At 71.1% G+C, this 25,715-nt stretch carries 25 protein-coding genes; 13 read left to right on the top strand and 12 right to left on the bottom strand.

The window, feature by feature from the left end:
* Positions 1–17: 17 nt before the first annotated feature.
* The 4 genes from A4R25_RS15265 to A4R25_RS15280 are packed head-to-tail and all read right to left on the bottom strand — an operon-like array spanning position 18 to position 3,413.
* Positions 18–986, bottom strand: a complete 969-nt coding sequence (locus tag A4R25_RS15265; RefSeq protein WP_043325734.1) for an amino acid ABC transporter permease — start codon at positions 984–986, stop codon at positions 18–20.
* Positions 983–1,690, bottom strand: coding sequence for an amino acid ABC transporter permease (locus A4R25_RS15270; protein ID WP_043325733.1), 708 nt, complete (start codon positions 1,688–1,690; stop codon positions 983–985). Before A4R25_RS15270 ends, A4R25_RS15265 begins: the two co-directional genes overlap by 4 nt.
* A 36-nt stretch (positions 1,691–1,726) precedes the next feature.
* Positions 1,727–2,605, bottom strand: coding sequence for a glutamate ABC transporter substrate-binding protein (locus tag A4R25_RS15275; RefSeq protein ID WP_043325728.1), 879 nt, complete (start codon positions 2,603–2,605; stop codon positions 1,727–1,729).
* Between the two features lie 52 nt (positions 2,606–2,657).
* Positions 2,658–3,413 (bottom strand): amino acid ABC transporter ATP-binding protein, encoded by a 756-nt coding sequence (locus A4R25_RS15280; protein ID WP_030504151.1) that lies wholly within the window; start codon positions 3,411–3,413, stop codon positions 2,658–2,660.
* Positions 3,414–3,611: 198 nt separating this feature from the next.
* Here A4R25_RS15280 and selD point away from each other — a divergent pair, with 198 nt between their 5' ends.
* The gene (gene selD, locus A4R25_RS15285) at positions 3,612–4,601 is read left to right on the top strand and encodes a selenide, water dikinase SelD (RefSeq protein WP_064447111.1); all 990 of its coding nucleotides are present in this window, start codon (positions 3,612–3,614) and stop codon (positions 4,599–4,601) included.
* A gap of 213 nt (positions 4,602–4,814) precedes the next feature.
* Positions 4,815–5,294: a hypothetical protein gene (locus A4R25_RS15290; protein ID WP_043325725.1), complete on the top strand. Its 480-nt coding sequence runs from the start codon at positions 4,815–4,817 to the stop codon at positions 5,292–5,294.
* 79 nt (positions 5,295–5,373) lie between these two features.
* Here the strand turns inward: A4R25_RS15290 and A4R25_RS15295 are convergent, their stop codons facing one another.
* On the bottom strand, positions 5,374–5,601 hold the full coding sequence (locus A4R25_RS15295; RefSeq protein ID WP_043325723.1) for a DUF2277 family protein: 228 nt from the start codon (positions 5,599–5,601) through the stop codon (positions 5,374–5,376).
* 52 nt (positions 5,602–5,653) lie between these two features.
* Between A4R25_RS15295 and miaB the strand changes: the two genes are divergently transcribed.
* The gene (gene miaB / locus A4R25_RS15300; protein WP_064447112.1) at positions 5,654–7,153 is read left to right on the top strand and encodes a tRNA (N6-isopentenyl adenosine(37)-C2)-methylthiotransferase MiaB; all 1,500 of its coding nucleotides are present in this window, start codon (positions 5,654–5,656) and stop codon (positions 7,151–7,153) included.
* Between the two features lie 94 nt (positions 7,154–7,247).
* Here the strand turns inward: miaB and A4R25_RS15305 are convergent, their stop codons facing one another.
* Positions 7,248–8,870: a cellulase family glycosylhydrolase gene (locus A4R25_RS15305; protein ID WP_043325720.1), complete on the bottom strand. Its 1,623-nt coding sequence runs from the start codon at positions 8,868–8,870 to the stop codon at positions 7,248–7,250.
* 331 nt (positions 8,871–9,201) lie between these two features.
* Complete coding sequence (locus tag A4R25_RS15310; RefSeq protein ID WP_064447113.1) at positions 9,202–10,410, bottom strand: DUF349 domain-containing protein; 1,209 nt, start codon at positions 10,408–10,410, stop codon at positions 9,202–9,204.
* Between the two features lie 205 nt (positions 10,411–10,615).
* On the opposite strand from A4R25_RS15310, the gene A4R25_RS15315 reads away from it, so the two are divergent.
* From A4R25_RS15315 to dapF, 3 genes are read left to right on the top strand one after another with little or no spacing between them, the layout of a single operon-like run.
* A complete protein-coding gene (locus A4R25_RS15315; protein ID WP_064447114.1) occupies positions 10,616–11,335 on the top strand; it encodes a hypothetical protein in 720 nt (239 codons plus the stop codon).
* Positions 11,218–12,237 carry a tRNA (adenosine(37)-N6)-dimethylallyltransferase MiaA gene (gene miaA / locus A4R25_RS15320; RefSeq protein WP_082931022.1) on the top strand — a complete coding sequence of 340 codons (1,020 nt, stop codon included), beginning with the start codon at positions 11,218–11,220 and terminating at the stop codon, positions 12,235–12,237. The genes A4R25_RS15315 and miaA overlap by 118 nt, the downstream gene beginning before the upstream one ends.
* Before the next feature lie 7 nt (positions 12,238–12,244).
* Complete coding sequence (dapF, locus tag A4R25_RS15325; protein ID WP_064447116.1) at positions 12,245–13,114, top strand: diaminopimelate epimerase; 870 nt, start codon at positions 12,245–12,247, stop codon at positions 13,112–13,114.
* Positions 13,115–13,863: 749 nt separating this feature from the next.
* On the opposite strand, the gene A4R25_RS15330 is transcribed toward dapF, so the two are convergent.
* Positions 13,864–15,336 carry an NAD-dependent malic enzyme gene (locus tag A4R25_RS15330; RefSeq protein WP_064447117.1) on the bottom strand — a complete coding sequence of 491 codons (1,473 nt, stop codon included), beginning with the start codon at positions 15,334–15,336 and terminating at the stop codon, positions 13,864–13,866.
* A 169-nt stretch (positions 15,337–15,505) separates the two neighbouring features.
* Between A4R25_RS15330 and hflX the strand changes: the two genes are divergently transcribed.
* Together hflX and A4R25_RS15340 are read left to right on the top strand one after the other, a co-directional pair.
* Positions 15,506–16,996: a GTPase HflX gene (gene hflX, locus A4R25_RS15335; RefSeq protein ID WP_231915529.1), complete on the top strand. Its 1,491-nt coding sequence runs from the start codon at positions 15,506–15,508 to the stop codon at positions 16,994–16,996.
* Positions 16,997–17,046: 50 nt separating this feature from the next.
* The gene (locus A4R25_RS15340; RefSeq protein ID WP_064447119.1) at positions 17,047–18,738 is read left to right on the top strand and encodes a hypothetical protein; all 1,692 of its coding nucleotides are present in this window, start codon (positions 17,047–17,049) and stop codon (positions 18,736–18,738) included.
* A 56-nt stretch (positions 18,739–18,794) separates the two neighbouring features.
* Here the strand turns inward: A4R25_RS15340 and lexA are convergent, their stop codons facing one another.
* A complete protein-coding gene (gene lexA / locus A4R25_RS15345; RefSeq protein ID WP_043325711.1) occupies positions 18,795–19,577 on the bottom strand; it encodes a transcriptional repressor LexA in 783 nt (260 codons plus the stop codon).
* A gap of 490 nt (positions 19,578–20,067) precedes the next feature.
* On the opposite strand from lexA, the gene nrdR reads away from it, so the two are divergent.
* Both nrdR and A4R25_RS15355 read left to right on the top strand, forming a co-directional pair.
* Positions 20,068–20,568: a transcriptional regulator NrdR gene (gene nrdR / locus A4R25_RS15350; RefSeq protein ID WP_064447120.1), complete on the top strand. Its 501-nt coding sequence runs from the start codon at positions 20,068–20,070 to the stop codon at positions 20,566–20,568.
* A 34-nt stretch (positions 20,569–20,602) separates the two neighbouring features.
* Complete coding sequence (locus tag A4R25_RS15355) at positions 20,603–23,500, top strand: vitamin B12-dependent ribonucleotide reductase (RefSeq protein WP_064447121.1); 2,898 nt, start codon at positions 20,603–20,605, stop codon at positions 23,498–23,500.
* A 70-nt stretch (positions 23,501–23,570) separates the two neighbouring features.
* Here A4R25_RS15355 and A4R25_RS30655 read toward each other — a convergent pair whose 3' ends face one another.
* From A4R25_RS30655 to A4R25_RS15360, 3 genes are all read right to left on the bottom strand, one after another.
* Positions 23,571–23,753: a DUF397 domain-containing protein gene (locus tag A4R25_RS30655; RefSeq protein WP_082931023.1), complete on the bottom strand. Its 183-nt coding sequence runs from the start codon at positions 23,751–23,753 to the stop codon at positions 23,571–23,573.
* Positions 23,754–23,805: 52 nt separating this feature from the next.
* Positions 23,806–23,973, bottom strand: a complete 168-nt coding sequence (locus A4R25_RS30660) for a DUF397 domain-containing protein (RefSeq protein ID WP_082931024.1) — start codon at positions 23,971–23,973, stop codon at positions 23,806–23,808.
* Positions 23,974–24,131: 158 nt separating this feature from the next.
* Positions 24,132–24,824, bottom strand: a complete 693-nt coding sequence (locus tag A4R25_RS15360; protein ID WP_157539069.1) for a helix-turn-helix transcriptional regulator — start codon at positions 24,822–24,824, stop codon at positions 24,132–24,134.
* Positions 24,825–24,953: 129 nt separating this feature from the next.
* Here A4R25_RS15360 and A4R25_RS15365 point away from each other — a divergent pair, with 129 nt between their 5' ends.
* The 3 genes from A4R25_RS15365 to A4R25_RS15380 all read left to right on the top strand — a co-directional run bounded on the left by A4R25_RS15365 (position 24,954) and on the right by A4R25_RS15380 (position 25,709).
* Positions 24,954–25,142, top strand: coding sequence for a hypothetical protein (locus A4R25_RS15365; RefSeq protein WP_064447123.1), 189 nt, complete (start codon positions 24,954–24,956; stop codon positions 25,140–25,142).
* A complete protein-coding gene (locus A4R25_RS15370) occupies positions 25,139–25,318 on the top strand; it encodes a hypothetical protein (RefSeq protein WP_047891714.1) in 180 nt (59 codons plus the stop codon). Before A4R25_RS15365 ends, A4R25_RS15370 begins: the two co-directional genes overlap by 4 nt.
* A 211-nt stretch (positions 25,319–25,529) precedes the next feature.
* Positions 25,530–25,709 (top strand): hypothetical protein, encoded by a 180-nt coding sequence (locus tag A4R25_RS15380; RefSeq protein ID WP_064447124.1) that lies wholly within the window; start codon positions 25,530–25,532, stop codon positions 25,707–25,709.
* The last annotated feature ends 6 nt before the right edge of the window (positions 25,710–25,715 follow it).

The following is a 25,715-nucleotide window of genomic DNA, read 5'->3' on the forward strand; positions in this document are numbered from 1 at the left end:
CTTTCACGTGTGGCGGGTCAGACGCCGCCGGCACCCTCGGCCTGCGAGGTGAGCGCGGCCGGTGGCGGGGCCGGCGCCGGGGTGCCGGCGCTCTTGCGGCCCTGGGAGAGCCGGTGCTGGACGTACTGGGCCAGTTTCGACAGCGAGTAGTTGATGGCGATGAACAGCACGGCGATCACCACGTACACCTGGATCGGGTTGCCCAGGACGCCGATGATCTGCTTGCCGATGTTGAGCGTCTCCTCGTAGCTGATGATGAAGCCCAGCGAGGTGTCCTTGAGCACCACCACGAGCTGGCTGATCAGCGCCGGGAGCATGATCCGGAAGGCCTGCGGCAGCAGGATCAGCCCGGTGGTCTGGAACGGGGAGAGCCCGATCGCCGAGGCCGCCTCGGCCTGCCCGGAGGGCAGGCCCTCCATGCCCGAGCGCAGGATCTCGGCGATGACCACGGAGTTGTAGATGGTCAGGCCGATGACGAGGTACCAGAGGTTGTCGAACGAGGCGCCGAACTCGGGGAAGCCGCGCGCCACGAAGAAGATGGTGATGACGACCGGCAGGCCGCGGAACACCTCGACGCAGACCCGGGTCACGGCGGCCAGCACCCAGCTCAGCCCGCGCAGCAGGTACGCCACAGGTGCGGCGGCTCCGGTGAAGCGCCGCCGGGTCAGGCTCTTGAGCTGGATCCGCAGGACGGCGAGCAGGGTGCCGACGACGAGCGACGAGACGATGGCCAGCGCCGCGGCGATCAGGGTGTTCTTGAGGCCGTACCCGATCCGGTCCCAGACGAGCGGGAAGTTCTCGTTCGAGGGGTCGACCAGCGGCCCCCACAGCTCCATCGAGAACTGGCCTTTGTCAGCAAGCGGCCGGTAGATGAACAGGTAGGCGCCGGCCAGCACCACCACGACGGCGACCAGGCTGCTGATGAGCGTGACGCGTCGCTGGCGCGGCCCGGGAACGTCGTAGAGGACGCTGGTCTGCTGGCTCATCGGGCCACCGCCTGTCGCTTCTCGATCCGGTCCAGCAGGGCGCCGAGCGGGACCGTCATGATCAGGTATCCGACGGAGATGCCGATCGCCACCGGAATGAAGGGGTAGCCGCCGGCGGAGGTGAGCTGATCGGCGGTCTGCGAGAGGTCACCGACCACGCCGAAGAAGCCGACGAGCGCGGAGTTCTTGATCATCGCGATGATGACCGAGCCGAGCGGCACCACCGAGGCCTTCCAGGACTGCGGGAGCACGACGTGCCGCAGGTTCTGGCCGAAGGTGAGGCCCAGCGAACGCGCCGCCTCGGCCTGCCCGGGCGGCACCGCGTTCACGCCGGAGCGCAGGGCCTCGCAGACGAACGCGGCGGTGTAGAGGACCAGCGCGATCAGGCCGAACCGGAAGTAGGGCAGGTCGGTGCCGAGCCGGCTGAAGATCGAATCCAGGCCCGGGATACGCAGGAAGTCGGCGTTGGAGCCCAGCGCCGGCAGGCCGAACGCGGCGAAGAACAGCACCACTGTCAGCGGCAGGTTACGGAAGATGTTCACGTACGTGGTGCCGACCGCGCGCAGCGGCGGCACCGGCGAGATTCGCAGCACCGCCACGACGGCGCCCAGGATCAGGGCGCCGATCGCGGCGAGAAAGCAGATCTGGAGGGTGAGCCAGAACCCGCCCGCGAAGACGTCGAACTTGTCGATGAGCACATTCACGGGTCGGTTTCCTCCCCACCCTCCGGATCTAGCGGATCAGTAGCGGTTGACGGCGGGCGGGTCGCCCAGGGTGGCGCCGAACTTGCCGGCGGTGTCGTCCCACGCCTTCTTCCAGCTGCCGTCCTGGAACGCCTTGTCGAGCGTGTCGTTGATGAAGTTACGGAAGTCGGTGTCCTCCTTCTTGACACCGATGCCGTAGGGCTCCTTGGTGAAGTTGTCGCCGGCCATCTTGAAGGACGCCTCGTCCTTGGCGATGTAGCCGAGCAGGATGACGTTGTCGGTGGTGACGGCGTCGACCTGCTTGCCCTTCAGGGCGTCGCGGCACTTGTCGTAGGTGTCGAAGAGCACCAGCTGCGTGCCGACGTCCTTGACGTACTTCTTGATCTCCTCGGCCGGGGTGGAGCCGGTGACCGAGCAGACCTTCTTGGTGCCGTCCTTGAACGAGTCGGGGCCGGTGATGGCCGCCTCGTCCTTGCGGACCATGATGTTCTGGCCGGCCTCGTAGTACGGCCCGGCGAAGGCGATGCGCTCCTTGCGCTTGTCGTTGATCGTGTAGGTGGCCGCGACCAGGTCGACGGTGCCGTTCACGATGACGTCCTCGCGGACCTTCGACGGCGTCTCGACGTACTCGATCTTGTCCTCGGGGATGCCGAGTGCCTTCACGATCAGCTTGGCGACCTCGACGTCGAAGCCCTCCGGCTTGCCCGACAGGCCCTTCTGGCCGAAGCCCGGCTGGTCGAACTTGGTGCCGACCTTGATCTTCTGGGCCTTGCTCAGCCGCTCCATGGTGCTGCCGGCCGCGAAGTCCTTGCTGCCGGCGCCGGTGCCCTCGTCGTCGCTGTCGCCACCGCAGGCGGACAGGCCGAGCGCCAGAGTCGCCGCCGCGGCAACCGCCGCCACGCGCTTGTAACGCATACTCAATCTCCTTCTTCGACGGAGCCGCCGGGACGACTCCAACTACGGACGCTCAGTGAGTGAGGATCTTGGAGAGGAAGTCCTTGGCCCGCTCGCTGCGCGGGTTCGCGAAGAACTCGGCCGGCGGCGCGTCCTCGACCAGTTGCCCGTCGGCCATGAAGACCACCCGGTTGGCGGCGTGCCGGGCGAAACCCATCTCGTGGGTCACCACGACCATGGTCATGCCCTCGCTCGCCAGGGACGTCATCACGTCCAGCACCTCGCCGACCATCTCCGGGTCCAGCGCGCTGGTCGGCTCGTCGAAGAGCATCGCCTTGGGCTGCATGGCCAGCGCGCGGGCGATCGCCGCCCGCTGCTGCTGACCGCCGGAGAGCTGCGCCGGGTACTTGTCCGCCTGGTTGGCGATGCCGACGCGGTCGAGCAGCGCCAGGCCGCGCTCGCGGGCGGCGGCCGGCTTCTCCTTGCGCACCTTGACCGGCCCCAGCGTGACGTTCTCCAGGATGGTCTTGTGGGCGAAGAGGTTGAACGACTGGAAGACCATGCCGACCTCGCTGCGCAGCTTGGCCAGGGGCTTGCCCTCGGCCGGCAGCGGCTGCCCGTCGAACGTGATGGTGCCCTTGTCGATGGGCTCCAGCCGGTTGATCGTGCGGCACAGCGTCGACTTGCCGGAGCCGGACGGGCCGATCACCACGACCACCTCGCCCCGGCCGACGGAGAGGGACACGTCGTCGAGCACGTGCAGCGGCCCGAACCACTTGTTGACCCCGTCGAGCACGATCAGCGGGTCGCCCGTCGTCACGTCGTCCACCGTCCCTGTCGTCCATGCCGGAATTGGGGGTCGATCGACCCCCGGTTGGGCAACTGTAGGCGGGGTGATGTGGCAGTACGCAACTCAGATGGTCACGGAGCGGTAACACCGGTCACCTGCATACCGGCACGTCCGAATTTTGTCGCCGTCCGGGTGGGCCGAGTGGCGCCGAAGGCGCTGGCCAGAGATCATGAGGTGATGACCGACGCGATCCGGCTGACCGACTACGCCCGCGGTGGCGGCTGCGCCTGCAAGATCCCTCCGGGCGAGCTGGAGGCGATGGTCGCCGGCCTCGGCGCGACCGGCGGCTCCGCCGACCTGCTGGTCGGGCTGGAGAACGGCGACGACGCCGCGGTGGTCCGGCTGGACGAGCGTACGGGCCTGGTGAGCACCGCCGACTTCTTCACCCCGGTGGTCGACGACGCCTACGACTGGGGGCGCATCGCCGCCGCCAACGCGCTCTCCGACGTGTACGCGATGGGCGGCACCCCGCTCGTCGCGCTGAACCTGCTCTGCTGGCCGCGCGGCGTGCTGCCGCCGGAGATGGCCCGGGAGGTGCTGCGCGGCGGTCTGGACGTGGCCCGGGAGGCGAACTGCCACCTGGCCGGCGGGCACAGCGTGGACGACGACGGCCCGAAGTACGGCCTGGCGGTCACCGGCGTGGTCCGGCCGGAGGAGCTGATCACGCTGGACGCCGGGCGGGCCGGGCTGCCGCTGTCGCTGACCAAGCCGCTCGGCGTGGGCGTGCTCAACACCCGGCACAAGCAGACCGGCCAGCGCTTCCCCGAGGCGGTCGAGTCGATGGCCCGGCTCAACCGGGACGCGGCCCGCGCGGCGGTGGCCGCCGGCATCCGCTGCGGCACCGACGTGACCGGTTTCGGCCTGCTCGGGCACGCCTCGAAGCTGGCCCGCGCGAGCCGCCTCACGGTGGCGATCGACGCGGCGGCGGTGCCGTACCTGCCGGGCGCGCGGGAGGCGATGCGCGACGGGTACGTCAGCGGCGGCACCCGGCGCAACCTGGAGTGGGTCAACCCGTGGACCGACTTCGGCGACGCGGACGAGGGAGAGCGGCTGCTGCTGGCCGACGCGCAGACCTCGGGCGGCCTGCTGGTCGCCGGTGAGGTGCCCGGTGGGACCGTCATCGGTGAGTTGCTGCCGGCCTCGGAGCACCTGATCCGGGTTCGCTGAACGCGCCGGTCGGGCGCGGCGGGAACGCGAACGCGGCACCGTACCCGATAAACTGTCATCTTCCAGCTACTCTGGGCAACGTCGCCCGAGGGAATTTTGCCCGGAATGGTCACAGACCGGTAACTTGCGCCCGGCTGAGGGCAAATGCCCTCCACCATCGTCAGTAGGGCCCGATCCGGAGGCCGGTGGAAACGAGCGCGGCGAGGAGGCGGCATGACCGAGCTGTGGAACTGGAGAATCGACGGCGGCGAGCCGGTGGAGGTCTACCCGGCACTGGCCGAGGCGCTCGGCCGGGTGGTGATGCCCATGGCCGTCGCCGACCCGATGCGGCTCCCCGCGTACGCGGTGGTCTGCGACGTGTGGGAGGCGCCCGGGCTGTACGGCACCGTGGTCGACTGTTACGGCGTGCCCGAGAGCCTGGCCGAGCTGCCCGCGCTCGCGGCGCTGGCCCGGCTGCTGGGCCGCAACTGCCTGATGCGCGACGACACCCTCGACGCCGGCCGGCACCTGCTGTTCGCGCCGGACGGCACGATCCGCCCGGTGCACTTCGACGTGGCCGACACCGACGACGGCGAGGTGCTCAGCCACCACCGGCTCTGCACCCAGGCCGACCCGCGCTGCCGGGGCTGGTCGCAGTGCCACCGCTCCCGCTGGGCTCCCGACACGGTCGCCCCGGCGCTCGCCGCCGCCTGACCGCGAGCGCCAGCCGGAGGCGGTGACCGGCGCTCGCCGCCGTGCCCCCGCCCGGCGGCGAGCCGTGGCGGCCCCGGGCTCAGTCCCGGGTCGCCGGCTGCTGGCCCCGCACCACGAGCTGGTCGAGCAGCGTCGCGGTGGCGGCGGCCACGGCGTCCACCGCGGCGTCGAACGCGGCCGCGTTGTGCGCCGCCGGGGTACGGAATCCGGAGATCTTCCGGACGTACTGCAACGCGGCGGCGCGGATGTCCTCCTCGGTCACCACCGGGACGTACGGCTCACGCAGGGTCTTGATGCTCCGGCACACGGCTCCTCCTCGTTCGATCCGATCAGCTCCACCCGGATACGCTGTCCGGGTCATGACTACCGCAGCCGCGGGCAGCCCGCGCACCTACCAGGTGCGTACGTACGGCTGCCAGATGAACGTGCACGACTCCGAGCGCATCTCCGGCCTCCTCGAGGACGCCGGGTACGTGCGCGCCGCCGAGGCCGACGAGCAGCCCGACGTGGTGGTGTTCAACACCTGCGCGGTCCGGGAGAACGCCGACAACCGGCTCTACGGCAACCTGGGTCATCTGCGCCCCGTGAAGGCCAAGCACCCCGGGATGCAGATCGCCGTCGGCGGCTGCCTGGCCCAGAAGGACCGCGGCGACATCGTCCGCAAGGCGCCCTGGGTGGACGTCGTCTTCGGCACGCACAACATCGGCTCGCTGCCGGCGCTGCTGGACCGGGCGCGGCACAACACCGCGGCCGAGGTGGAGATCCTGGAGTCGCTGGAGGTCTTCCCCTCCACGCTGCCGACCCGGCGCGAGTCGACGTACGCCGGGTGGGTCTCGATCTCCGTCGGCTGCAACAACACCTGCACGTTCTGCATCGTGCCCTCCCTGCGCGGCAAGGAGAAGGACCGCCGCCCCGGCGACGTCCTCGCCGAGGTGCGCGCGCTCGCCGACGCCGGCGTGCTGGAGGTGACGCTGCTCGGGCAGAACGTCAACTCGTACGGCGTCGAGTTCGGCGACCGGTACGCCTTCGGCAAGCTGCTGCGCGCCTGCGGCGACATCGACGGGCTGGAGCGGGTGCGGTTCACCAGCCCGCACCCGAAGGACTTCACCGACGACGTGATCGCCGCGATGGCGGAGACGCCGAACGTCTGCCACTCGCTGCACATGCCGCTGCAGTCCGGCTCGGACGACGTGCTGCGGGCGATGCGCCGCTCGTACCGGTCGGAAAAGTACCTGGGGATCATCGAGAAGGTCCGGGCGGCGATGCCGGACGCGGCGATCACCACCGACATCATCGTCGGCTTCCCCGGCGAGACCGAGGCCGACTTCGCCCGCACGCTCGACGTGGTCCGGGAGGCGCGGTTCTCGTCGGCGTTCACGTTCCAGTACTCCAAGCGCCCCGGCACCCCGGCCGCCACGATGGACGGGCAGCTGCCCAAGCAGGTCGTGCAGGAGCGCTACGAGCGGCTGATCGCCTGCGTCGAGGAGATCACCTGGGCGGAGAACAAGAAGCTCGTCGGGGAGACCGTCGAGGTGCTGGTGGCGGTCGGCGAGGGCCGCAAGGACGAGCGCACCGGCCGGATGTCCGGCCGTGCCCGCGACGGCCGGCTCGTGCACTTCGCCACCGGTGAGCTGGCCGGGCAGATCCGCCCCGGCGACATCGTGCACACAGTCGTCACGTACGCCGCACCGCACCACCTGAACGCCGACGGCGCGCCGCTGGCACATCGGCGTACCCGGGCCGGTGACGCGGCCGAGGCGGGACAGGTTCCGCGTACCCCGGGGGTGCTGCTGGGCCTGCCGACGATCGGCGCGCCGGCCGCGGCGCCCGCCCCCACCGGCGGCTGCGCCGCCCACTGACCGGATGCAAGGAAGGGCCCCCTTTTAACACTCGGTGTTAAAAGGGGGCCCTTCCTCTACCTCAGGCGTTAATAAGGGGCCCTTCCTTGCACGGTCAGCAGGCGGTGCCGTTGAGCTTGACCGTGGCGGGGGCGGCGGCGGTGCCGTTGGCGGTGAAGCCGACGGTGACCGACGCGCCCGCCGCCAGCGACGACGCCCAGGCCGGCGCGGCCGCCGTCACAGTGGTGCCGGACTGCGTGACAGTGGCGTTCCAGCCGCTCGCCAGCGTCACCCCGGACGGCCAGGTCCAGGTGGCCGACCACGGGTTCACCGCGGCGGTGCCGGTGTTCTTGACCGTCAGCTCACCCTGGAAGCCGCCCGCCCAGGAGTTGATCTGCTTGTAGGTGGCGGTGCAGCCACCGGTCACCGGAGGCGGCGGGGTGGTCGGCGCCGGTGACGTGTTCGGCGTGCCGGTCGGGGACGGGCTGGTGGTGCCGCCACCACCGGTCGGCGGGATCAGGTACGGCGTGAGGATGTCCTGCTTCGGCTGGTTGATAGTGGTCCAGTCGTCGTTGGCGATGCCGCCGGTGTCACCGGAGTTCGGGTTCCACGACCAGTACGTGAACGACATGCCGTTCACGCCGGTGCCGGTGTACGCCATCAGGTTCTGCAGCCAGATCTTGTCCTTGGGGTCCTGCAGCGTGGTGCCGAACTCACCCATCATGATCGGCGCGATGTTCTGCTTGTACAGGTAACCCCAGTACTTGTCCCAGATGGCCGGCATGTTCGCCGGGTACGTCGGGTCGTCGAACCAGGCCTGCCGGTAGACCGACGTGGCGTACTCGTGCGGCGAGTAGACCAGCCGGTTCGCCACGTTCAGCCGGACCGGGAACTGCCCGGCCTTGGACAGGTTGCCGCCCCACCAGCCGCAGTCCTCGTCGTTGCTGGGGTCGTTGTCCCAGACGTTCGACAGGCCGCCGCTCGGGCAGCTCACGCCCTCCACGAAGATCAGCCAGTTCGGCTGCACGCCGAGGATCGCGTTGCCGGCCCGCTCGGCGGCCAGCCGCCAGTCCCGGGCGGTATCGCCGCAGCCCCAGCAGGCGCCGGTGGCGGCCGGGTTGGTGCCCTCGGCGTGCGGCTCGTTGTGCAGGTCCGCGCCGATCACTGTGGTGTTGCCGGCGTACCGCTGGGCCAGCATCTTCCAGTCGTTGATCCAGGTCGCCTCGGAGACGGTCGAGGTGTACCAGAGCGGCGACTGCCCGGCCGACGTGGGCCGGTGCCGGTCCAGGATGACCCGCATCCCCTTGCTGCCCGCGTAGTCGATGACCTTGTCGAGGATCTGCAGCGGGGAGAGCCCGATCAGGTCCGGGTTGACGAAGTCGTTGATGCCGGTCGCTGTCGCGCCGGACTTGAGCGCGTCGTTCGAGTACGGAATCCGCAGCGTGTTGTAGCCCAGCCGGGCCATGGTGTCGAGCTGGCCGCGCCACGGGTTGCTCGACCACAGGCCGTGGAACGTCTTGTTGTCGGTCTCCATCCCGAACCAGTTGATGCCGGTCAGCCGGACTGTCGCGCCCGTACTGTCGACGATCTTGTTGCCGCTGGTGTGCAGGTAACCGGTGCCGGTGCCACCGGCCGCCGCGGCGGCCGGTGTGGTGGAGACGGCGGCGGCGACGAGAACGCCGGCCGCAGCGGTGGCGAGCGCTGTCAGGGCGCCGCCGAGGGCGGTGCGTCGGTGCATGGGAGCTCCACTTCGGATGCCCGCGCCGCGCAGGCGCCGCGGGCGGCAGGACCAGGAGGCACGTCCCGCTCGTCATCGAGTACGCGCGCAGCGCGCGCCGGGCCGTGTCGTGTGGACGGCCAACCGCGAGATGTCGCACCGGCGACCGTCGACGGCGAGATCAGCCGTCGGTGCCCTCGTGCCGGTGCCTGAACCTGGCTCCGCCGCTCATTCTGATCAGCCCGCCTCGATGCGTCAACCCGGCCCGGACGCAGGTGAGCCCCCGGGCCGGAACGGCCGGGGGCTCACCCGATGTGTCTGTCCGCCGGCCTGCCCGGCCGGGGTGCGTGCGTCAGCCGGCCTGCTCGGCGAGCTGGAGGAACTGCCGCTTCGACGCGAGCGCCTGCTCGGCCTCCTTGATCCGGCGGGCGTCACCGGCGGCCTGGGCCCGGGCCAGCCGGTCCTCGGCCTCGGCGACCTGGGCGCGCATCTGCGCCAGCAGCGGGTTGTCCTCCTTGGAGGTACGCCGCCACGCCGAGTCCATCACCTCGCGGACCTTGTCGTCCACGGCCCGCAGCCGGCGCTCCAGCCCGGACGCGGCCTCGCGGGGCACGCGACCGGCCTCGTGCCACTGCGCCTGGATCTCCCGCAGCTTCGCCTGGGCGCCCTTCGGGTCGGCGTCGACGTCGAGCGCCTCGGCCTCGGCCAGCAGCGCCTGCTTGCGCTCCAGGTTGGCGCGCTGCTCGTTGTCGCGTGCCGAGAAGACCTCGCTGCGCCGGCTGAAGAACTCGTCCTGCGCGGCCCGGAACCGTTCCCAGAGCTTCTGCTCGGCCTCCTTGGCGGCGCGCGGCGCGGCCTTCCACTGGGCCATCAGGTCCTTGAGCTGCCCGGCGGTGACGCCCCAGTCGGTGGAGTCCTTGAGCTTCTCCGCCTCGGCGACCAGCTCCTCCTTGACCGTCTGCGCCTGCTTGCGCTGCTGGTCCAGGGAGGCGAAGTGGGCGCCCCGGCGGCGGGTGAAGCCGTCCCGCGCGGCGGCGAACCGCTTCCACAGCTCACCGTCGGTCTTCTTGTCGACGCCGCGGATGGTCTTCCACTCGTCGAGGATCTCCTTGAGCCGGTCCCCGGCGGTCTTCCAGCCGGTCGACTCGGCCGCCAGCTTCTCGGCCTCCTCGACCAGGGCGGTCTTGCGCGCCAGCGCCTCACCGCGGGCGGCCTCGCGGGCCGCCTTGGCCTCGCCGGCCTTCTCCTCGGCGACGACGGCGAGCTTGTCCAGCCGGGCGGCCAGCGCGTCGAGGTCACCGACCACGTGCGCCTCGGCCAGCGAACCGCGGATCCGCCGGATCGTGGTCAGGGAGTGGCCGGCATCAGCCGCGCCCGAGTTGAGCCGGGCCTCGGTCAGGTCGACCTCGGTCACCAGATCGGCGTAGCGCCGGGCGAAGTGGGCGAGCCCTTCCTCCGGTGCGCCCGCCTGCCAGGATCCGACCACCCGCTCGCCCTCGGTCGTCTTGACGTAGACGGTGCCGTCCTCGTCCACCCGTCCGAAGGCAGTCCAGTCGCTCATGTGCCCATCCTCGTTCTCCCGGCGTCGAGGGGACAGTCCCCTCGAATCGCCGCCACGGCGCAGCAAACTTTCTCCCGGCATTGTCACAGGTCCGACCCGGTCCGTGTCGAGCGCCTGCCGTCGACCGTGACCATACGGTGTCGTACGCCCTCGATGACCGGATCGGCGCGGGGACGCACCGGCGGATCCCGATAGGTTTGGGGGCGTGCCACTGGTCGCCGCCGCAGTCTGCCCCCATCCGCCGTTGATCGTGCCCGAGCTGGCCGGCGCCGCCGCGCCCGAGCTGGACGACCTGCGCGCCGCCGCCGACGCCGCTGTCGCACGGCTGCTCGCCGCCGGGCCCGAGGCGGTCCTGCTCGTCGGAGCAGGGCCGGAGACCGTCCGGTTCAACGCCGCCGACTGGGGTTCCCTGCGCGGCTTCGGGCTGGACCGGCCGGTGCGGCTGTGGAAGATCTCCTGCTCCGGTGCGGAGCGCCTGCCGCTGAGCCTGACCGTCGGCGCCTGGCTGCTCAACCGTTCCGGCACCGAGCTGCCCCGCCTGGCCCGGTCGGTGGCCCACGACGCCACACCGGCGGAGTGCGCGGCGTTCGGCGCGAGCCTGATCGCCGACGACGATCCGCGGGTCGCGCTGCTCGTGCTCGGTGACGGGTCCGCGTGCCGCGGCGTCAAGGCGCCGGGGTACGACGATCCGCGCGCCGAGGCGTACGACGAAGGGGTTGCGGTTGCCCTGGCCGGCGCGGACGCCGACGCCCTGCTCGGCCTGGACCCGGGGCTGTCGGCGCAGCTGCGGGTCGCCGGGCGCGCGCCGTGGCAGGCGCTGGCCGGAGCGGCCCGGGCGGCGGGCGGCGACTGGCGAGGCGACGTCAGCTACCAGGACGCGCCCTACGGCGTGGCCTACTTCGTGGCGAACTGGGAGCGGGCGTGACCGTCGTCGCCGTGGTCGGGCCGACCGCGGCCGGGAAGTCGGCGCTGAGCATCGCGCTGGCGCACGCGCTCGGCGGCGAGGTGGTCAACGCCGACTCGATGCAGCTCTACCGGGGCATGGACATCGGCACCGCGAAGCTGACGCCGGCCGAACGCGAGGGTGTGCCGCATCACCTGCTGGACATCTGGCCGGTGACCGAGCCGGCGAGCGTCGCGGAGTACCAGGCGCTGGCCCGCGCGGCCGTCGACGACATCCTGGCCCGGGGGCGGGTGCCGCTGCTGGTCGGCGGCTCCGGGCTGTACGTGCGGGCGGTGCTCGAACAGTTCGAGTTCCCCGGCACCGACCCGGCGCTGCGGCAGCGGCTGGAGGCGGAGCTGGCCGCTGTCGGCCCGCTGCCGCTGCACGCGCGGCTGGCCGAGGCGGACCCGGGGGCGGCGGCGAGCATCCTGCCCACGAACGGACGGCGGATCGTGCGGGCGCTGGAGGTGATCGAGCTGACCGGCGCGCCGTTCACCGCGTCGCTGCCGTCGCCCACGCCGTACTACCCGTCGGTGCAGCTCGGCGTCGACCTGGACACCGCGTCGCTGGACGAGCGGATCGCGCTGCGGGTGGACCGGATGTGGGCCGACGGCCTGGTCGACGAGGTGCGGGCGCTGGTCGCCGAAGGGCTGCCCGAGGGCCGTACCGCCAGCCGGGCGCTCGGCTACCAGCAGGTGCTGCGGTTCCTGGCCGGGGAGCTGACCGAGGCCGAAGCGCACGAGGAGACCGTCCGCGCCACCCGCCGGTTCGTCCGGCGGCAGCGCTCCTGGTTCCGGCGCGACCCGCGCGTGCACTGGCTGGACTCGGCGTCGCCCGCGTTTCTCGACACTGCCCTGCGGGTGGTCGCCGAACATCGGGAATGATGGGGGCGTGGAGTTCACGAAGGGTCACGGCACCGGCAACGACTTCGTCATCCTGCCCGACCCGGACGGCACGCTCGACCTGACACCCGGCCTGGTCGCCGCGCTCTGCGACAGGCGGCGCGGCCTCGGCGGCGACGGCGTGCTGCGCGTGGTGCGCGCGGCCAAGCACCCCGAGGGCGTCGCGCTCGCCGGCGAGGCCGAGTGGTTCATGGACTACTGGAACTCCGACGGCTCGTTCGCCGAGATGTGCGGCAACGGGGCCCGCGTGTTCGTGCGGTACCTGCTGGACCGTTCGCTGGCCGCCGCCTCGTCCTCGTCGTCCTCGTCCTCGTCGGGCGGGACGCTGCCGATCGCCACCCGCGCCGGTCTGGTGCGGGCCCGGGTCGAGGGCGCGGACGTGGCGGTCGAGATGCGCCGCCCCCGGCTGTACGACACCGCGACCGCCACGCTCGGCGGGCTGACGCTGCCCGGTGCCGCAGTGGACGTCGGCAACCCGCACCTGGTGTGCGCGCTGCCCGCCGCGCTGGAGCTGACCGGCCTCGACCTGACCCGCGCGCCCGAGGTGGACGCCGGGACCTTCCCGGCCGGGGTGAACGTGGAGTTCACCACGCCCGGCGAGCCGGTGACCGGCGCCGACGCGCACGTGCTGATGCGGGTCTACGAGCGCGGCTCGGCCGAGACGCTGTCCTGCGGCACCGGCGCGTGCGCGGTCGGCGCGGTGGCGTTGCGCGACGCCGGGCTCGACACCGGCACGGTGGCGGTGGACGTACCGGGCGGACGCCTGACGGTCACCGTGACAGCCGACTCGTGCTGGCTGTCGGGCCCGGCGGTCCTGGTGGCCACCGGCACCCTGACCCCGTCCGCCCTGACCCCCTGACCGCGCCCTCTCCGTCTGCGGCGCCCCCCTTCGCGGTTGATCAAGGAGTTCGCGGGGGATTTCCGGCGTCCCGGTGACACGAACTCCTTGGTCAACTTGGGGTGTTCGCCGGCCCTGGCACGCGGGGCCTCGTCCGTACCATCCCGCCCTGGCGCGCTGCCGCCCGGCATGAGATCGACACCAGTTCGCCGAAGTGGTGGTGTCGCGGAGCCTCTGATGGCACCACTTCGGGGAACTGGTGTCGATCAAGGGCGATGATGCCGCCACTTCGGGGAAGTGGAGTCGATCAAGCCGGGGTGATGGTCATTTGTCTGACTTGTTCCCCTCGGGGTGGGGCGCTGTTGTGGATCTTGGAAGATTAGGGCCCCTCTGGCTGCCATTTCCTTCCAAGATCTCGCGTGGACGCGCGTCGGGCGACGCGCGTCCACGCGGGTGCGGGTGGCGTGCGTAGCCGAAGAAGTGCGCGCGTGTGCTGAGAAGAGCGTCTGAGCCGGGCAACTCGCGTGCGGTGGAAGCCACGCCCCTGTCCCCGAAGCTGCTGGTGTGCCCGAATCGGCACGTGCACCCAGAAGCCGTGCGCGTGCCCGGAACACGCGCGCTCGTGTCTCCGACCCGGCAGGGGCGTGCCCCGCGACGAGGCGCTGCCCTGAGGAGGTGCTGTCCCGCGAGGAGGCGCTGTCCCGCGAGGAGGCGCTGTCCCGCGAGGAGGCGCTGCCTTGCGAGAGGGCGCCGCGAGCGGGAGGAGCGCGTCAGGGGGTGGCGCTGGCGTTGGCGGCGATCTCGGGCAGGTCGGCCGGGCCCGGGTCGGCCGCCGGCGCCGGCGTGGCGGCCGGGTTCTGGGCGGCGGCCCGTACCGCGGCGGCCACCGCCGGGGCGACCCGGGAGTCGAAGACGCTCGGCACGATCACCGTCGGGTTGATCTTGTCTTCGCCGACCACGTCCGCGATGGCCCGGGCGGCGGCGAGCGCCATCTCCTCGGTGAACTCCTCGGCGTGCGCGTCGAGCATGCCGCGGAACACGCCGGGGAAGGCGAGCACGTTGTTGATCTGGTTGGGCTGGTCGGAGCGGCCGGTGGCGACCACGGCGGCGTACTTGCGCGCCTCGCGCGGGTCCACCTCCGGGTCGGGGTTCGCCAGCGCGAAGACGATCGAGTCCTTCGCCATCTGGGCGATGTCGTCGCCGGTGAGCAGGTTCGGCGCGCTCACGCCGATGAACACGTCCGCGCCGCGTACCGCACCGGCCAGGTCGCCGGAGTAGTTCTCCTTGTTGGTGTTCTCGGCCAGCCACTGCCAGGCCGGGTTGAGGTCCGGCAGGCCGCGGTGCAGGGCGCCCTGGCGGTCGTACGCGATGATGTCGCCCACGCCCTGGCGCAGCAGCAGCTTCATGATCGCGGTGCCGGCCGCGCCGGCGCCGGAGACCACGACCCGGACGTCCGCGAGCTGCTTGCCCACGACGCGCAGCGCGTTCGTCAGCGCGGCCAGCACGCAGATCGCGGTGCCGTGCTGGTCGTCGTGGAAGACCGGGATGTCCAGCGCCTCGCGCAGCCGGGCCTCGATCTCGAAGCAGCGTGGCGCGGCGATGTCCTCCAGGTTGATCCCGCCGTACGCGGGCGCGATCGCCTTGACGATCGCCACGATCTCGTCGGTGTCCTGGGTGTCCAGCACCACCGGCCAGGCGTCCACCCCGCCGAAGCGCTTGAACAGGGCGGCCTTGCCCTCCATCACCGGCAGCGAGGCGGCCGGGCCGAGGTTGCCCAGGCCGAGCACGGCGGTGCCGTCGCTGACCACGGCGACGGTGTTGCGCTTGATGGTGAGCCGGCGCGCGTCGGCCGGGTTCTCCGCGATGGCCATGCAGACCCGGGCCACACCCGGGGTGTACGCGCGGGACAGCTCGTCGCGGGTACGCAGCGCGACCTTCGGGGTCACCTCGATCTTGCCGCCGAGGTGCAGCAGGAACGTGCGGTCGGAGACCTTGCGGACGTCCACCCCGTCGAGCGCGGTGAGCGCGTCGACGACCTGGTCGGCGTGCCCGGCGTCGGCGGTGTCGCAGGTGAGGTCGACGATCACGTGCGCGGGGTCGGAGTCGACCACGTCCAGCGCGGTGACGATGGCCCCGGCCTCGCCGGCGGCGGTGGTGAGCCGGCCGATGGAGGAGGCGTCGGCGGGTACCGCGATCCGGATGGTGATGGAGAATCCGGCACTCGGCAGTCGTGTGTTGGCCACGAGAAACTCCTCCGTCGGCGCTGAGCGGCTCGACTGGCATTTCTACTCGCCCGCGCAGGTCGCCCGGCATCCGCCCCCGCTACCGGTCAGTAGCGTCACGGGCATAAGGCAGGTGCGTCGGGCGTTGTCACATGTCAGGATTGCTGTCACGCGCCGAAAATTCTCGGCGATGCACATAACGGACAGGAGACGCAGTTTGCGCGAGCAGGAGACCTTCCATCCCTACACCGACGACGAGCTCGAGGCCACCACGGGCGAGTACGAGCTGTCGGAGCGGCAGGCGCTGCGGCGGGTCCCCGGCCTCTCCACCGAACTCACAGACATCACCGAGGTCGAATACCGCCAGCTGCGGCTGGAGCGGGTCGTCCTGGTCGGCGTCTGGACCGAGGGCACCCAGACCGACGCCGACAACAGCCTCACCGAACTGGCGGCGCTGGCCGAGACGGCCGGCTCGCAGGTGCTCGAAGGGCTGATCCAGCGCCGGCACCGGCCCGACCCCGCCACGTACATCGGCCGCGGCAAGGTCGACGACCTGGGCGCGGTGGTGCTGTCCACCGGCGCCGACACCATCATCTGCGACGGTGAGCTGTCGCCGTCGCAGCTGCGCAACCTGGAGCAGCGCACCAAGGTCAAGGTGGTCGACCGGACCGCCCTGATCCTCGACATCTTCGCCCAGCACGCCAAGAGCAAGGAGGGCAAGGCGCAGGTCGAGCTGGCCCAGCTCGAATACCTGCTGCCGCGCCTGCGCGGTTGGGGCGAGACGCTGTCCCGGCAGACCGGCGGTAGCGGTCGCGGCGGTGGCGCCGGCGGCGGCGTGGGCCTGCGCGGTCCCGGTGAGACCAAGCTGGAGACCGACCGTCGGCGTATCCGCCACCGCATCGCGCGGCTGCGCCGCGAGATCAAGAGCATGGCGACGGTACGCCAGACCAAGCGCTCCCGGCGCACCCGTAACGCGGTGCCGGCGGTGGCCATCGCCGGCTACACCAACGCCGGCAAGTCCAGCCTGCTCAACCGCCTCACCGGGGCGGGCGTGCTGGTGGAGAACGCGCTGTTCGCCACGCTGGACCCGACCACCCGCCGCGCCACCACGTCCGACGGGCGGCTCTACACGCTGTCCGACACGGTCGGCTTCGTCCGGCACCTGCCGCACCAGATCGTCGAGGCGTTCCGCTCGACGCTCGAGGAGGTCGCCGACGCGGACCTGGTCGTGCACGTGGTCGACGGCACCCACCCGGACCCGGAGGAGCAGGTCCGGGCGGTACGCGAGGTGCTCGCCGAGGTGGGCGCCGACCGGCTGCCGGAGCTCCTGGTGGTGAACAAGACCGACGCCACCGACGAGGAGACGATGCTGCGGCTCAAGCGGCTGTGGCCGGACGCCGTGTTCGTCTCCGCGCACAGTGGCCGCGGGATCGACGAGCTGCGCGAGGCGGTCGAGCGCCGGCTGCCCCGGCCGGCCGTCGAGGTGCGCGTCGTGCTCCCGTACGACCGGGGTGACCTGGTCGCCCGGGCGCACCGGCAGGGTGAGGTGCTCAGCACCGCTCACCTGCCCGAGGGCACGCTGCTGCACGTACGGGTGGGCCAGGGGCTCGCCGCCGAGCTCGCGCCCTACCGGGCGGGGGATCGGCTGACCAGCGACGAGCGGGTGGGCGCCGGACGGTGAGCCGTCCGGCGTCACCCGCCGGAAACCCGCGTCGTGCGACACTGAGCGTCATGCGGCACGTTGTCTCCTCGGTCACGCTCGCGCTCGGCCTGGTCGGCGCGGTCGTGGCGCCGGCCGGGCCGGCCCCGGCGGCTCCCGCCGCGGCCCCCGTGCTGGCCGCGGCTCCCAAGAAGAAGTGCACGGTCGAGGACAACCGCCTCCGCGAGCTGTCCGGCCTGATCGCCACCAGCAGCGGGTACGTCGTGATCAACGACGGCACCGACGACCCCAGCCGCAAGCGGGTCTTCTACCTGGACGCCAAGTGCAAGGTCGAGAAGGAGGTCCGGTACTCCGGTGACGGGCCCTTCGACACGGAGGACCTGGCGCTCGGCCCGGACCGCAAGACCCTCTGGATCGCCGACACCGGCGACAACGTGGAGAAGAAGACCCGCCGGGAGCGGGTCGCGGTCTGGACGATGCCGCTCAGCGGCGCGAAGCAGCCCGTGCTGCACCGGCTCAGCTACCCGGGCAAGGAACCGCACGACGCGGAGGCCCTGCTCGTCGGCGACGACAACATGCCGCTGGTGATCACCAAGGACCTGTCCGGCAAGTCGGAGATCTTCACGCCGACGGTGAAGCTGAAGACCGCCGGCGACCCCGAGCCGATCCCGATGAAGAAGGTCGGCGAGGTCACGCTGCCGAAGACCGACACCGAGAACAAGCTCGGGTCGCCCGGGCGAGCGCTGGTGACCGGCGCGGCCCGTTCACCCGACGGCAGCAAGGTCGTGCTGCGCACGTACGCCGACGCGTTCGAGTTCGACGTGTCCGGCGGCGACATCGTCAAGGCGCTGACCACAGGTAAGCCCCGGATCACCCCGCTGGCCGACCCGTTCGGCGAGGCGATCTCGTACACGCCCGACGGCAAGTTGTTCGTCACCGTCTCCGACGGCGGGACGCTGGACGACTCGGATCCGATCGACATTCTCAGCTACACGCCGTCCACCAGTGGCGCGGAGGCGCTCCCGAACGGCGGCAAGGCCGAGACGAAGGCGGCCGCCGAGAAGTCCTGGCTCGAAGGGCTCTCACTCGACGAGATCACGTACCTGATCGCGGCGGTCGGGGTGATCGGCGCGCTCCTGGTCGGCGCGGGCGTCTTCGGGATCCTGCGGTCGCGGCGCAAGCCCGCGCCGCGGGCTGCGGCCGAGGAGCCCGAGCGCAGCGGCGAGTTCCCGGTGAACGGCGGGTTCCCGTCGGCGGAACGGCCGGAGGCACCGCGCGGCGGGGTCTACGGCGGGGGCCAGGGCGGCGTCTACGGTGGCGCGGCGAACGGCGACCGTCCGCCCTCGGGCGGCGTCTACGGCGGTGGCCGGCCGGGTGGCGGCGTGTACGGCGGCGGCCCTCAGGAGGGCGGCCGTGGCCAGGGCGGTGGCCGTCCCCCGGGCGGCACCCGTCCGCAGGGTGGTGGGGTGTACGGCGGTGGCGCCCCGGCCGGCGGCGGAGGTCGCGGTGGCGGTGTCTACGGCGGTGGCCAGGGCGGCGGCGGCCAGGGCGGTTCGGGTCGTGGCGGTCAGGGTGGCGGCCCGGGCGGGCCCGGTTACCGCGGGCAGCCCGGTGGCGGGCCGCGCGGAGGCGGCGGCCGGGCCGAGCCGCCGCGTCGCGGCCAGGACCCGCGTGGCGCGCGCCGCGACGACGGCTACGACGATCGGGGTCAGTACGGCCCGGTGTCCGGTGGTGGCCGGGAGTACCGGGGCGACCGCTACTGAGACGACACGGAAAAGGGGGTGACCGCGACGGTCACCCCCTTTCCGCTGCTGTGGGGTCAGATGCGGCGCAGCACCGCCACCACGCGACCCATGATGGTGGCGTCGTCGCCGGGGATCGGGTCGAAGGCCGGGTTCTGCGGCATCAGCCAGACGTGCCCGTCCCGCCGCCGGTAGGTCTTGACCGTCGCCTCGCCGTCGAGCATCGCGGCGACGATGTCGCCGACCTCGGCGTTGGGCTGCTGCCGGACGACCACCCAGTCGCCGTCGCAGATCGCCGCGTCGAGCATCGAGTCGCCCTTGACCTGGAGCATGAAGACCTCGCCCTCGCCGACCAGCTCGCGGGGGAGGGGGAAGATGTCCTCCACCGCCTGCTCGGCCAGGATCGGCCCACCGGCGGCGATGCGGCCCAGCATCGGCACGTACGCCGGGGTGGGGCGCTGCGCGCGGGCGGCCTCGTCGTCGGCCTCGCCCGGGGCCCGGACGTCGACGGCGCGTGGCCGGTTCGGGTCGCGGCGCAGGAAGCCCTTCTTCTCCAACTCCTTGAGCTGGTAGGCGACGCTGGACGGGGAGACCAGGCCGACCGCCTCACCGATCTCGCGCACGCTCGGCGGGTAGCCGTGCCGCTCGACCCAGGTGCGGATGAACTCCAGGATCCGCCGCTGCCGGGCGGTCAGGTCGACGCTCGTCGGGTCGGGGAAGCTGCTCACCACCGGCGTGACCGGGCGTACCGCCGCCGGGGCGGTGCGGCTGCGGGCGGCGCGGGGGCGGCGGGTCGCCGGAGGACCCGCCCCGTCGTTCGGCTGCGGGTTCTTCTGCCGGCTGGCCCGGTCCTCGGTCACGTCCGTCCCTCCCTGGTCGGCGCTGGGGTGCCTCGTCGGCTCGTGGTGCGTGTGGTCTGACCGTATAGGTGAGATCGGTCATTTTCAAACATCTGTACGACCTGCTGTCGGCGTGTCGTGCCGAATTCCTGGATTTCCGAACTGTTGTTCTGATAGAAGGGTACGCCGCTCGTACAGATGTTCCATTGCGGCGGGCCGTGTCCAGCGCGGGAGGCCGTCCGTTGGGCTCCTCGGCGGGGTCGGGCCGACCGTGATTCTGATGACGCGCCGGACACGCCCGCCAACTTGACCTCGCTTGGGGTTCGGCATACGGTCGACCCCTAGATGTAGTAGTCACACGGGCGTAAGTCGCCCACAGGTTGGGTTCAACTACCGAACGCACTCCCGCACCGCGCATCCGGCGACGGTCATCGGACGATGACTCCGCCGTGCCGACGTGTGCCCGGGAGCCGGTAGGTGTGCCCGCGATCGACGCCAGGAGGTCGGGCCCATGCGCTGTCCGTACTGCCGGCACGCCGACTCCCGGGTGGTCGACTCGCGGGAGGCCGACGACGGCCAGCTCATCCGGCGGCGGCGGTCCTGCCCGGAGTGCGGCAAACGGTTCACCACCGTCGAGGAGGCGGTGCTCGCGGTGGTCAAGCGCAGCGGGGTGACCGAGCCGTTCAGCCGTACGAAGATCATCGGCGGGGTGCGCAAGGCGTGCCAGGGGCGGCCGGTCGACGACGACTCGATCGCGCTGCTGGCACAGAAGGTCGAGGAGACCGTACGGGCCAAGGGGGCGGCCGAGATCCCCAGCCACGAGGTGGGCCTGGCCATCCTCGGCCCGTTGCGTGACCTCGACGAGGTGGCCTACATGCGGTTCGCCAGCGTCTACCGGTCCTTCGACTCGCTCGCCGACTTCGAGCGGGAGATCGAGACGCTGCGGGCCGCCGCGCGCGCCCGGGAGGGCGCCGGTGCCGGTGCGGCGGACGCCGCCGGCGCGAACAGCTGACATTTTCGGGTTTCTGACAGGTACACGAGGCGCGGTGGGTGACCGTGCCGACGAGGGGGGCGAGGGCGTGACGACCAGCAGGTCACGGAACAAGGCCGGGGCAGGGCTGAAGATCGAGCGCGTCTGGACGACCGAGGGGGTGCATCCCTACGACGAGGTCGCCTGGGAGCGCCGCGACGTCGTCATGACGAACTGGCGGGACGGCTCGATCAACTTCGAGCAGCGCGGGGTGGAGTTCCCCGAGTCCTGGTCGGTGAACGCGGCCAACATCGTGACCACCAAGTACTTCCGGGGCGCGGTGGGGACCCCGGAGCGGGAGTGGTCGCTGCGGCAGCTGATCGACCGGGTGGTCGACACCTACCGCACCGCAGGCGAGGAGTACGGCTACTTCGCCACTCCGGCCGACGCCGAGGTGTTCGGCCACGAGCTGACCTGGATGCTGCTGCACCAGGTGTTCAGCTTCAACTCGCCGGTGTGGTTCAACGTCGGCACGCCGTCGCCGCAGCAGGTCAGCGCCTGCTTCATCCTGGCCGTCGACGACTCGATGGACTCGATCCTCGACTGGTACAAGGAGGAGGGGCTGATCTTCAAGGGCGGCTCCGGCTCCGGCGTCAACCTGTCCCGGATCCGCTCCTCCCGCGAGCTGCTCTCCTCCGGCGGCAACGCCTCCGGCCCGGTCAGCTTCATGCGCGGCGCGGACGCCTCCGCCGGCACCATCAAGTCCGGCGGCGCCACCCGGCGCGCGGCGAAGATGGTGATCCTCGACGTCGACCACCCGGACATCCAGGAGTTCGTCGTCACCAAGGCGCGCGAGGAGGACAAGATCCGCGCGCTGCGCGACGCCGGGTTCGACATGGACCTGGGCGGCGCCGACATCGTCAGCGTGCAGTACCAGAACGCCAACAACTCGGTCCGCGTCTCGGACGAGTTCATGTCCGCTGTGGAGAACGGCGGCGGCTTCGACCTGCGCGGCCGGCTCGACGGCCAGGTCATCGAGACCATCGACGCGAAGAACCTGTTCCGCACCATCGCCCAGGCCGCCTGGGAGTGCGCCGACCCGGGCCTGCAGTACGACGACACCATCAACGACTGGCACACCTGCCCGGAGACCGGGCGGATCACCGCGTCGAACCCGTGCTCGGAGTACCTGCACCTGGACAACTCCTCGTGCAACCTGGCCTCGCTGAACCTGATGAAGTTCCTGCGCGCCGACGGCGGCTTCGAGGTCGAGAAGTTCGTCAAGTCGGTCGAGTTCGTCATCACCGCGATGGACATCTCGATCTGCTTCGCCGACTTCCCGACCGAGAAGATCGGCGAGACCAGCCGCGCCTACCGGCAGCTCGGCATCGGGTACGCCAACCTGGGCGCGCTGCTGATGGCCTCCGGCCTGCCGTACGACTCGGAGCAGGGCCGGGAGGTGTCCGCCGCGATCACCTCGCTGATGACCGGCACCGCCTACCGCCGCTCCGCCGAGCTGGCCGGCATCGTCGGCCCGTACGACGGCTACGCCCGCAACGCCGAGCCGCACAAGCGGGTCATGCGCAAGCACGCCGCCGCCAACGACGCGATCAAGCCGACCGGCACCGTGGCCACCGCCCTGCAGCGCGAGGCGACCAAGCAGTGGACGCTGGGCAACAAGCTCGGTGACAAGCACGGCTGGCGCAACTCGCAGGCCAGCGTGCTCGCCCCGACCGGCACCATCGGCCTGATGATGGACTGCGACACCACCGGCGTCGAGCCGGACCTGGCGTTGGTGAAGTTCAAGAAGCTGGTCGGTGGCGGCTCGATGCAGATCGTCAACCAGACCGTGCCGCGCGCCCTGCGCAGCCTCGGCTACCCCGAGGAGCAGGTCGAGGCGATCGTCGAGCACATCGCCGACCACGGCCACGTGGTGGACGCCCCGGGCCTCAAGCCGGAGCACTACCCGGTCTTCGACTGCGCCATGGGTGAGCGCTCGATCGCGCCGATGGGCCACGTGCGGATGATGGCGGCCGTCCAGCCGTTCATCTCCGGCGCCATCTCCAAGACGGTGAACATGCCGGAGCAGGCCACCGTCGAGGACGTCGAGAAGATCTACTTCGAGGGCTGGAAGCTCGGCCTCAAGGCGCTGGCGATCTACCGGGACAACTGCAAGGTCGGCCAGCCGCTGTCGGCGGCGAAGAAGAACAAGAGCACCGTCGAGACCCAGGCCCCGGCCGCCGAGCCGGAGAAGGTCGTGGAGAAGGTCGTCGAGTACCGCCCGGTGCGCAAGCGGCTGCCGAAGAAGCGCCCGTCGGAGACCATCTCCTTCTCGGTCGGCGGCGCGGAGGGCTACCTCACCGCCTCGTCGTACCCGGACGACGGTCTCGGCGAGGTCTTCCTCAAGATGTCGAAGCAGGGCTCGACCCTGGCCGGCGTGATGGACGCCTTCTCGGTGGCCATCTCCATCGGTCTCCAGTACGGCGTCCCGCTGGAGACGTACGTCAGCAAGTTCACCAACATGCGCTTCGAGCCGGCCGGCATGACCGACGACCCGGACGTGCGGATGGCCGCCTCGGTGATGGACTACATCTTCCGTCGCCTGGCGCTGGACTTCCTGCCGTACGACCGCCGCGCCGAGCTGGGCATCTTCACCGCCAAGGAGCGGGCCGCCCAGCTCGCGGCCGAGGCGGAGGCGGAGGCGAGCGGTGCGGACCTCACCGCGATGGCCGCCTCCGCCCCGGTCGAGGCGCCGGAGCCGAAGACCGGCCCGGTCGCGCAGCCGGCGCAGGAGATGGCCGACGTCGCCGCGGTCAAGCCCGCTCCGGTGGTGGGTTCCAGCACGGAGCTGCTGGAGGCCGTGATCGGCAAGGCCGCCGACGCGCCGCTCTGCTTCACCTGCGGCACGAAGATGCGGCCCGCCGGTAGCTGCTACGTCTGCGAGGGCTGCGGCTCCACCAGCGGCTGCAGCTGACGACCGACCGAAGACGCGAGCGCGGCAGGGACCTCCCTGCCGCGCTCGCGCGTGCTTTGGCGAGTCGGGCTCAGCGCAGGGTACGGAGGAACACCTGCCACGGCTGACGCCCAAAGCGCAGAACCGGGCCGGACGCATCCTTGCTGTCGCGGATCAGGATGCTCCCGTTGACTGCGGCAATCTCAACGCACGCTCCGCCGTTGTTGTCGCTGCGACTCGATTTGCGCCACTTGATGCCGATCCGGTCTGTCATGCCACCTCCATTTCCTGCCAGCGCCTGGCACGAGCACCGCCGAGGTGGGCGCTCAGCGCAGGGTGCGGAGGAACGCTTGCCACGGCTGACGCTTGAAGCGTAGAACCGCGCCGCCTGCATCCTTGCTGTCGCGGACTTCTACTGCCTGGTCGGCGTATCTCGCTTCGACGCAGGCTCCGTTGGTGCCGCTCCGGGTGCTCTTGCGCCACTGCGAGTCCACGTCCGCCTCCTACTCCACGGGCAGCGCGCCTCGGATTGCTTTGATCATTGTCGCCGAGTCGGTTGGCGACAGGGCCGCGGCGCGCAGGCTGTTGAACACCACCGTACAGCGGCGCACATCCTCGCCCTCCGCGTAGAGATCGCCCGTCAAACCCTCGATTACACCACGCTGGGGCCGTCAGCGAAGTTGAGGATGTGGAAGCTCGACAGCATGGAAGCGTAGGCACCTTCCCGGAACGGGATCACCTGGACCGTGACGTTCCATCGGCTGCCGGCGTCGAGCAAGGCGGTGAGCTGGTCGGCCATGACGGCTGCACCACCGATCTGGCGGTGCAGGACTGCTTCGTCCAGTACAGCTACCAGGCGGAGCTTGCCCGACGAGATCAGCTCCTGGCGGTGCGTCCGGACGGCGACTCGCCTCTCGACCGCCTCGGGTGAAGGTTCGAAGGCATCCTCCGCCATCATCGCCCGCGAGTATGCCGGTGTCTGGAGCAGGCCCGGCACGACAAGCGTCTCGAAGGTCTGCACCTCCTCGGCTGCGGATTCCAATCCGATGTACTGCCGATACGACGAGGGCAGATCCCCGTACTTCGCCCACCAGCCGCGCTGCTTCCCGGTGCGCGCCATCGACAGCAGCGTGTCGCGCAGCTCGGCATCGGTGACGCCGTAGCGATCAAGCAGCGCGTTGAGCGCAGGGCCTTTGATACCGACCCGACCGGCCTCGATGCGGCGCAGGGTGCTCGCGGTCACCTCGATTGCCGCCGCTGCTTCCTCGGCGGTGACATCGGCCTGCTCTCGCGCTTTGCGTAACTGCGCCCCGAGCTGGAAGCGAACGAAGGTCGGACTTTCCATGCCGGTGATTGTGCCGCCGGCCGGCGTGCGGTGGACACGCGACACGCCCGCACGACATGCGCGCACATCGTTGACTGACTGAAAATGCGCGCGCAAAATTATCCGCGCATGAACAAAGTAGGAGGCGGCATGCGTGCTCGTGTGTCGTACGAGGAGTACGTGTTGGCGGTCGCGCTGACCCTCGCCCGGCGGCACCGTCCGGTGTGGTCCTGGCGACGCTGGCGGTGGATCTGCCGCTGCGGTGCGGAACTGCCGTGCCGCGCACGCCATCGCATCCCGATCCGTCGCGGCCACTGGCCGGGTGAGGAGCAGACGTGACGGAGCCGCAGGTCCGGCAGATCCTGTCGGTACACGTACCCGGCATCGACGGCTTCTGCACGGGGTGCCGGGCATGGTGGGCGCGTCTGTGCCCGTACCCCTGTCAGCAGGTCGAATGGGCGGCCCGCAGGCAGGCGCGGACCGCCACCCGGCGCTTCCTGGACGGCCTCCGGTGACCACCCACGGGCCGGTTCTTCCGGTGTGGAGCTGCGGTGGGTGTGGCGCTCCGTGGCCCTGCCCGACGCGGCGTCGCGAGCTGCGGGCCGAGTTCGCCGGAGCGCCGGTGTCGTTGAGCTTGTACATGGGGTCCTATCTGGTGTGGGCGGCGGAGGATCTGACCTGGGTACCGGCCGGGGTGTTGCATCAGCGCTTCCTCGGGTGGGTGCGATGAGTGTCATTCGGCCGGGCGACGAACGGTTCCACTACTGCGACGGCTCGCACCGGTGGGTGCCGCTCGATCCGGACTTCGACCAGGAGGTCTGGGAGGCCATGGTGCGCGAGCACCAACAGCGGCACCTGGAGGAGATCTCCCGAGGGCTTCGTCCCCGTCGGCCCAAACTTCCGTAGGTGCCC

Source organism: Micromonospora sp. NBRC 110037 (genome assembly GCF_001652995.1).
Classification (GTDB): Bacteria; Actinomycetota; Actinomycetes; order Mycobacteriales; family Micromonosporaceae; genus Micromonospora; species Micromonospora chalcea.

Coding starts and splice junctions, on each gene's coding strand:
- A4R25_RS15265 (WP_043325734.1), bottom strand. CDS start 986: ATGAGCCAGCAGACCAGCGTCCTCTACGACGTTCCCGGGCCGCGCCAG.
- A4R25_RS15275 (WP_043325728.1), bottom strand. CDS start 2,605: ATGCGTTACAAGCGCGTGGCGGCGGTTGCCGCGGCGGCGACTCTGGCG.
- selD (WP_064447111.1), top strand. CDS start 3,612: ATGACCGACGCGATCCGGCTGACCGACTACGCCCGCGGTGGCGGCTGC.
- A4R25_RS15290 (WP_043325725.1), top strand. CDS start 4,815: ATGACCGAGCTGTGGAACTGGAGAATCGACGGCGGCGAGCCGGTGGAG.
- miaB (WP_064447112.1), top strand. CDS start 5,654: ATGACTACCGCAGCCGCGGGCAGCCCGCGCACCTACCAGGTGCGTACG.
- A4R25_RS15305 (WP_043325720.1), bottom strand. CDS start 8,870: ATGCACCGACGCACCGCCCTCGGCGGCGCCCTGACAGCGCTCGCCACC.
- A4R25_RS15310 (WP_064447113.1), bottom strand. CDS start 10,410: ATGAGCGACTGGACTGCCTTCGGACGGGTGGACGAGGACGGCACCGTC.
- hflX (WP_231915529.1), top strand. CDS start 15,506: ATGCACATAACGGACAGGAGACGCAGTTTGCGCGAGCAGGAGACCTTC.
- A4R25_RS15340 (WP_064447119.1), top strand. CDS start 17,047: ATGCGGCACGTTGTCTCCTCGGTCACGCTCGCGCTCGGCCTGGTCGGC.
- nrdR (WP_064447120.1), top strand. CDS start 20,068: ATGCGCTGTCCGTACTGCCGGCACGCCGACTCCCGGGTGGTCGACTCG.
- A4R25_RS30655 (WP_082931023.1), bottom strand. CDS start 23,753: ATGACAGACCGGATCGGCATCAAGTGGCGCAAATCGAGTCGCAGCGAC.
- A4R25_RS15360 (WP_157539069.1), bottom strand. CDS start 24,824: ATGGAAAGTCCGACCTTCGTTCGCTTCCAGCTCGGGGCGCAGTTACGC.
- A4R25_RS15365 (WP_064447123.1), top strand. CDS start 24,954: ATGCGTGCTCGTGTGTCGTACGAGGAGTACGTGTTGGCGGTCGCGCTG.
- A4R25_RS15380 (WP_064447124.1), top strand. CDS start 25,530: ATGAGTGTCATTCGGCCGGGCGACGAACGGTTCCACTACTGCGACGGC.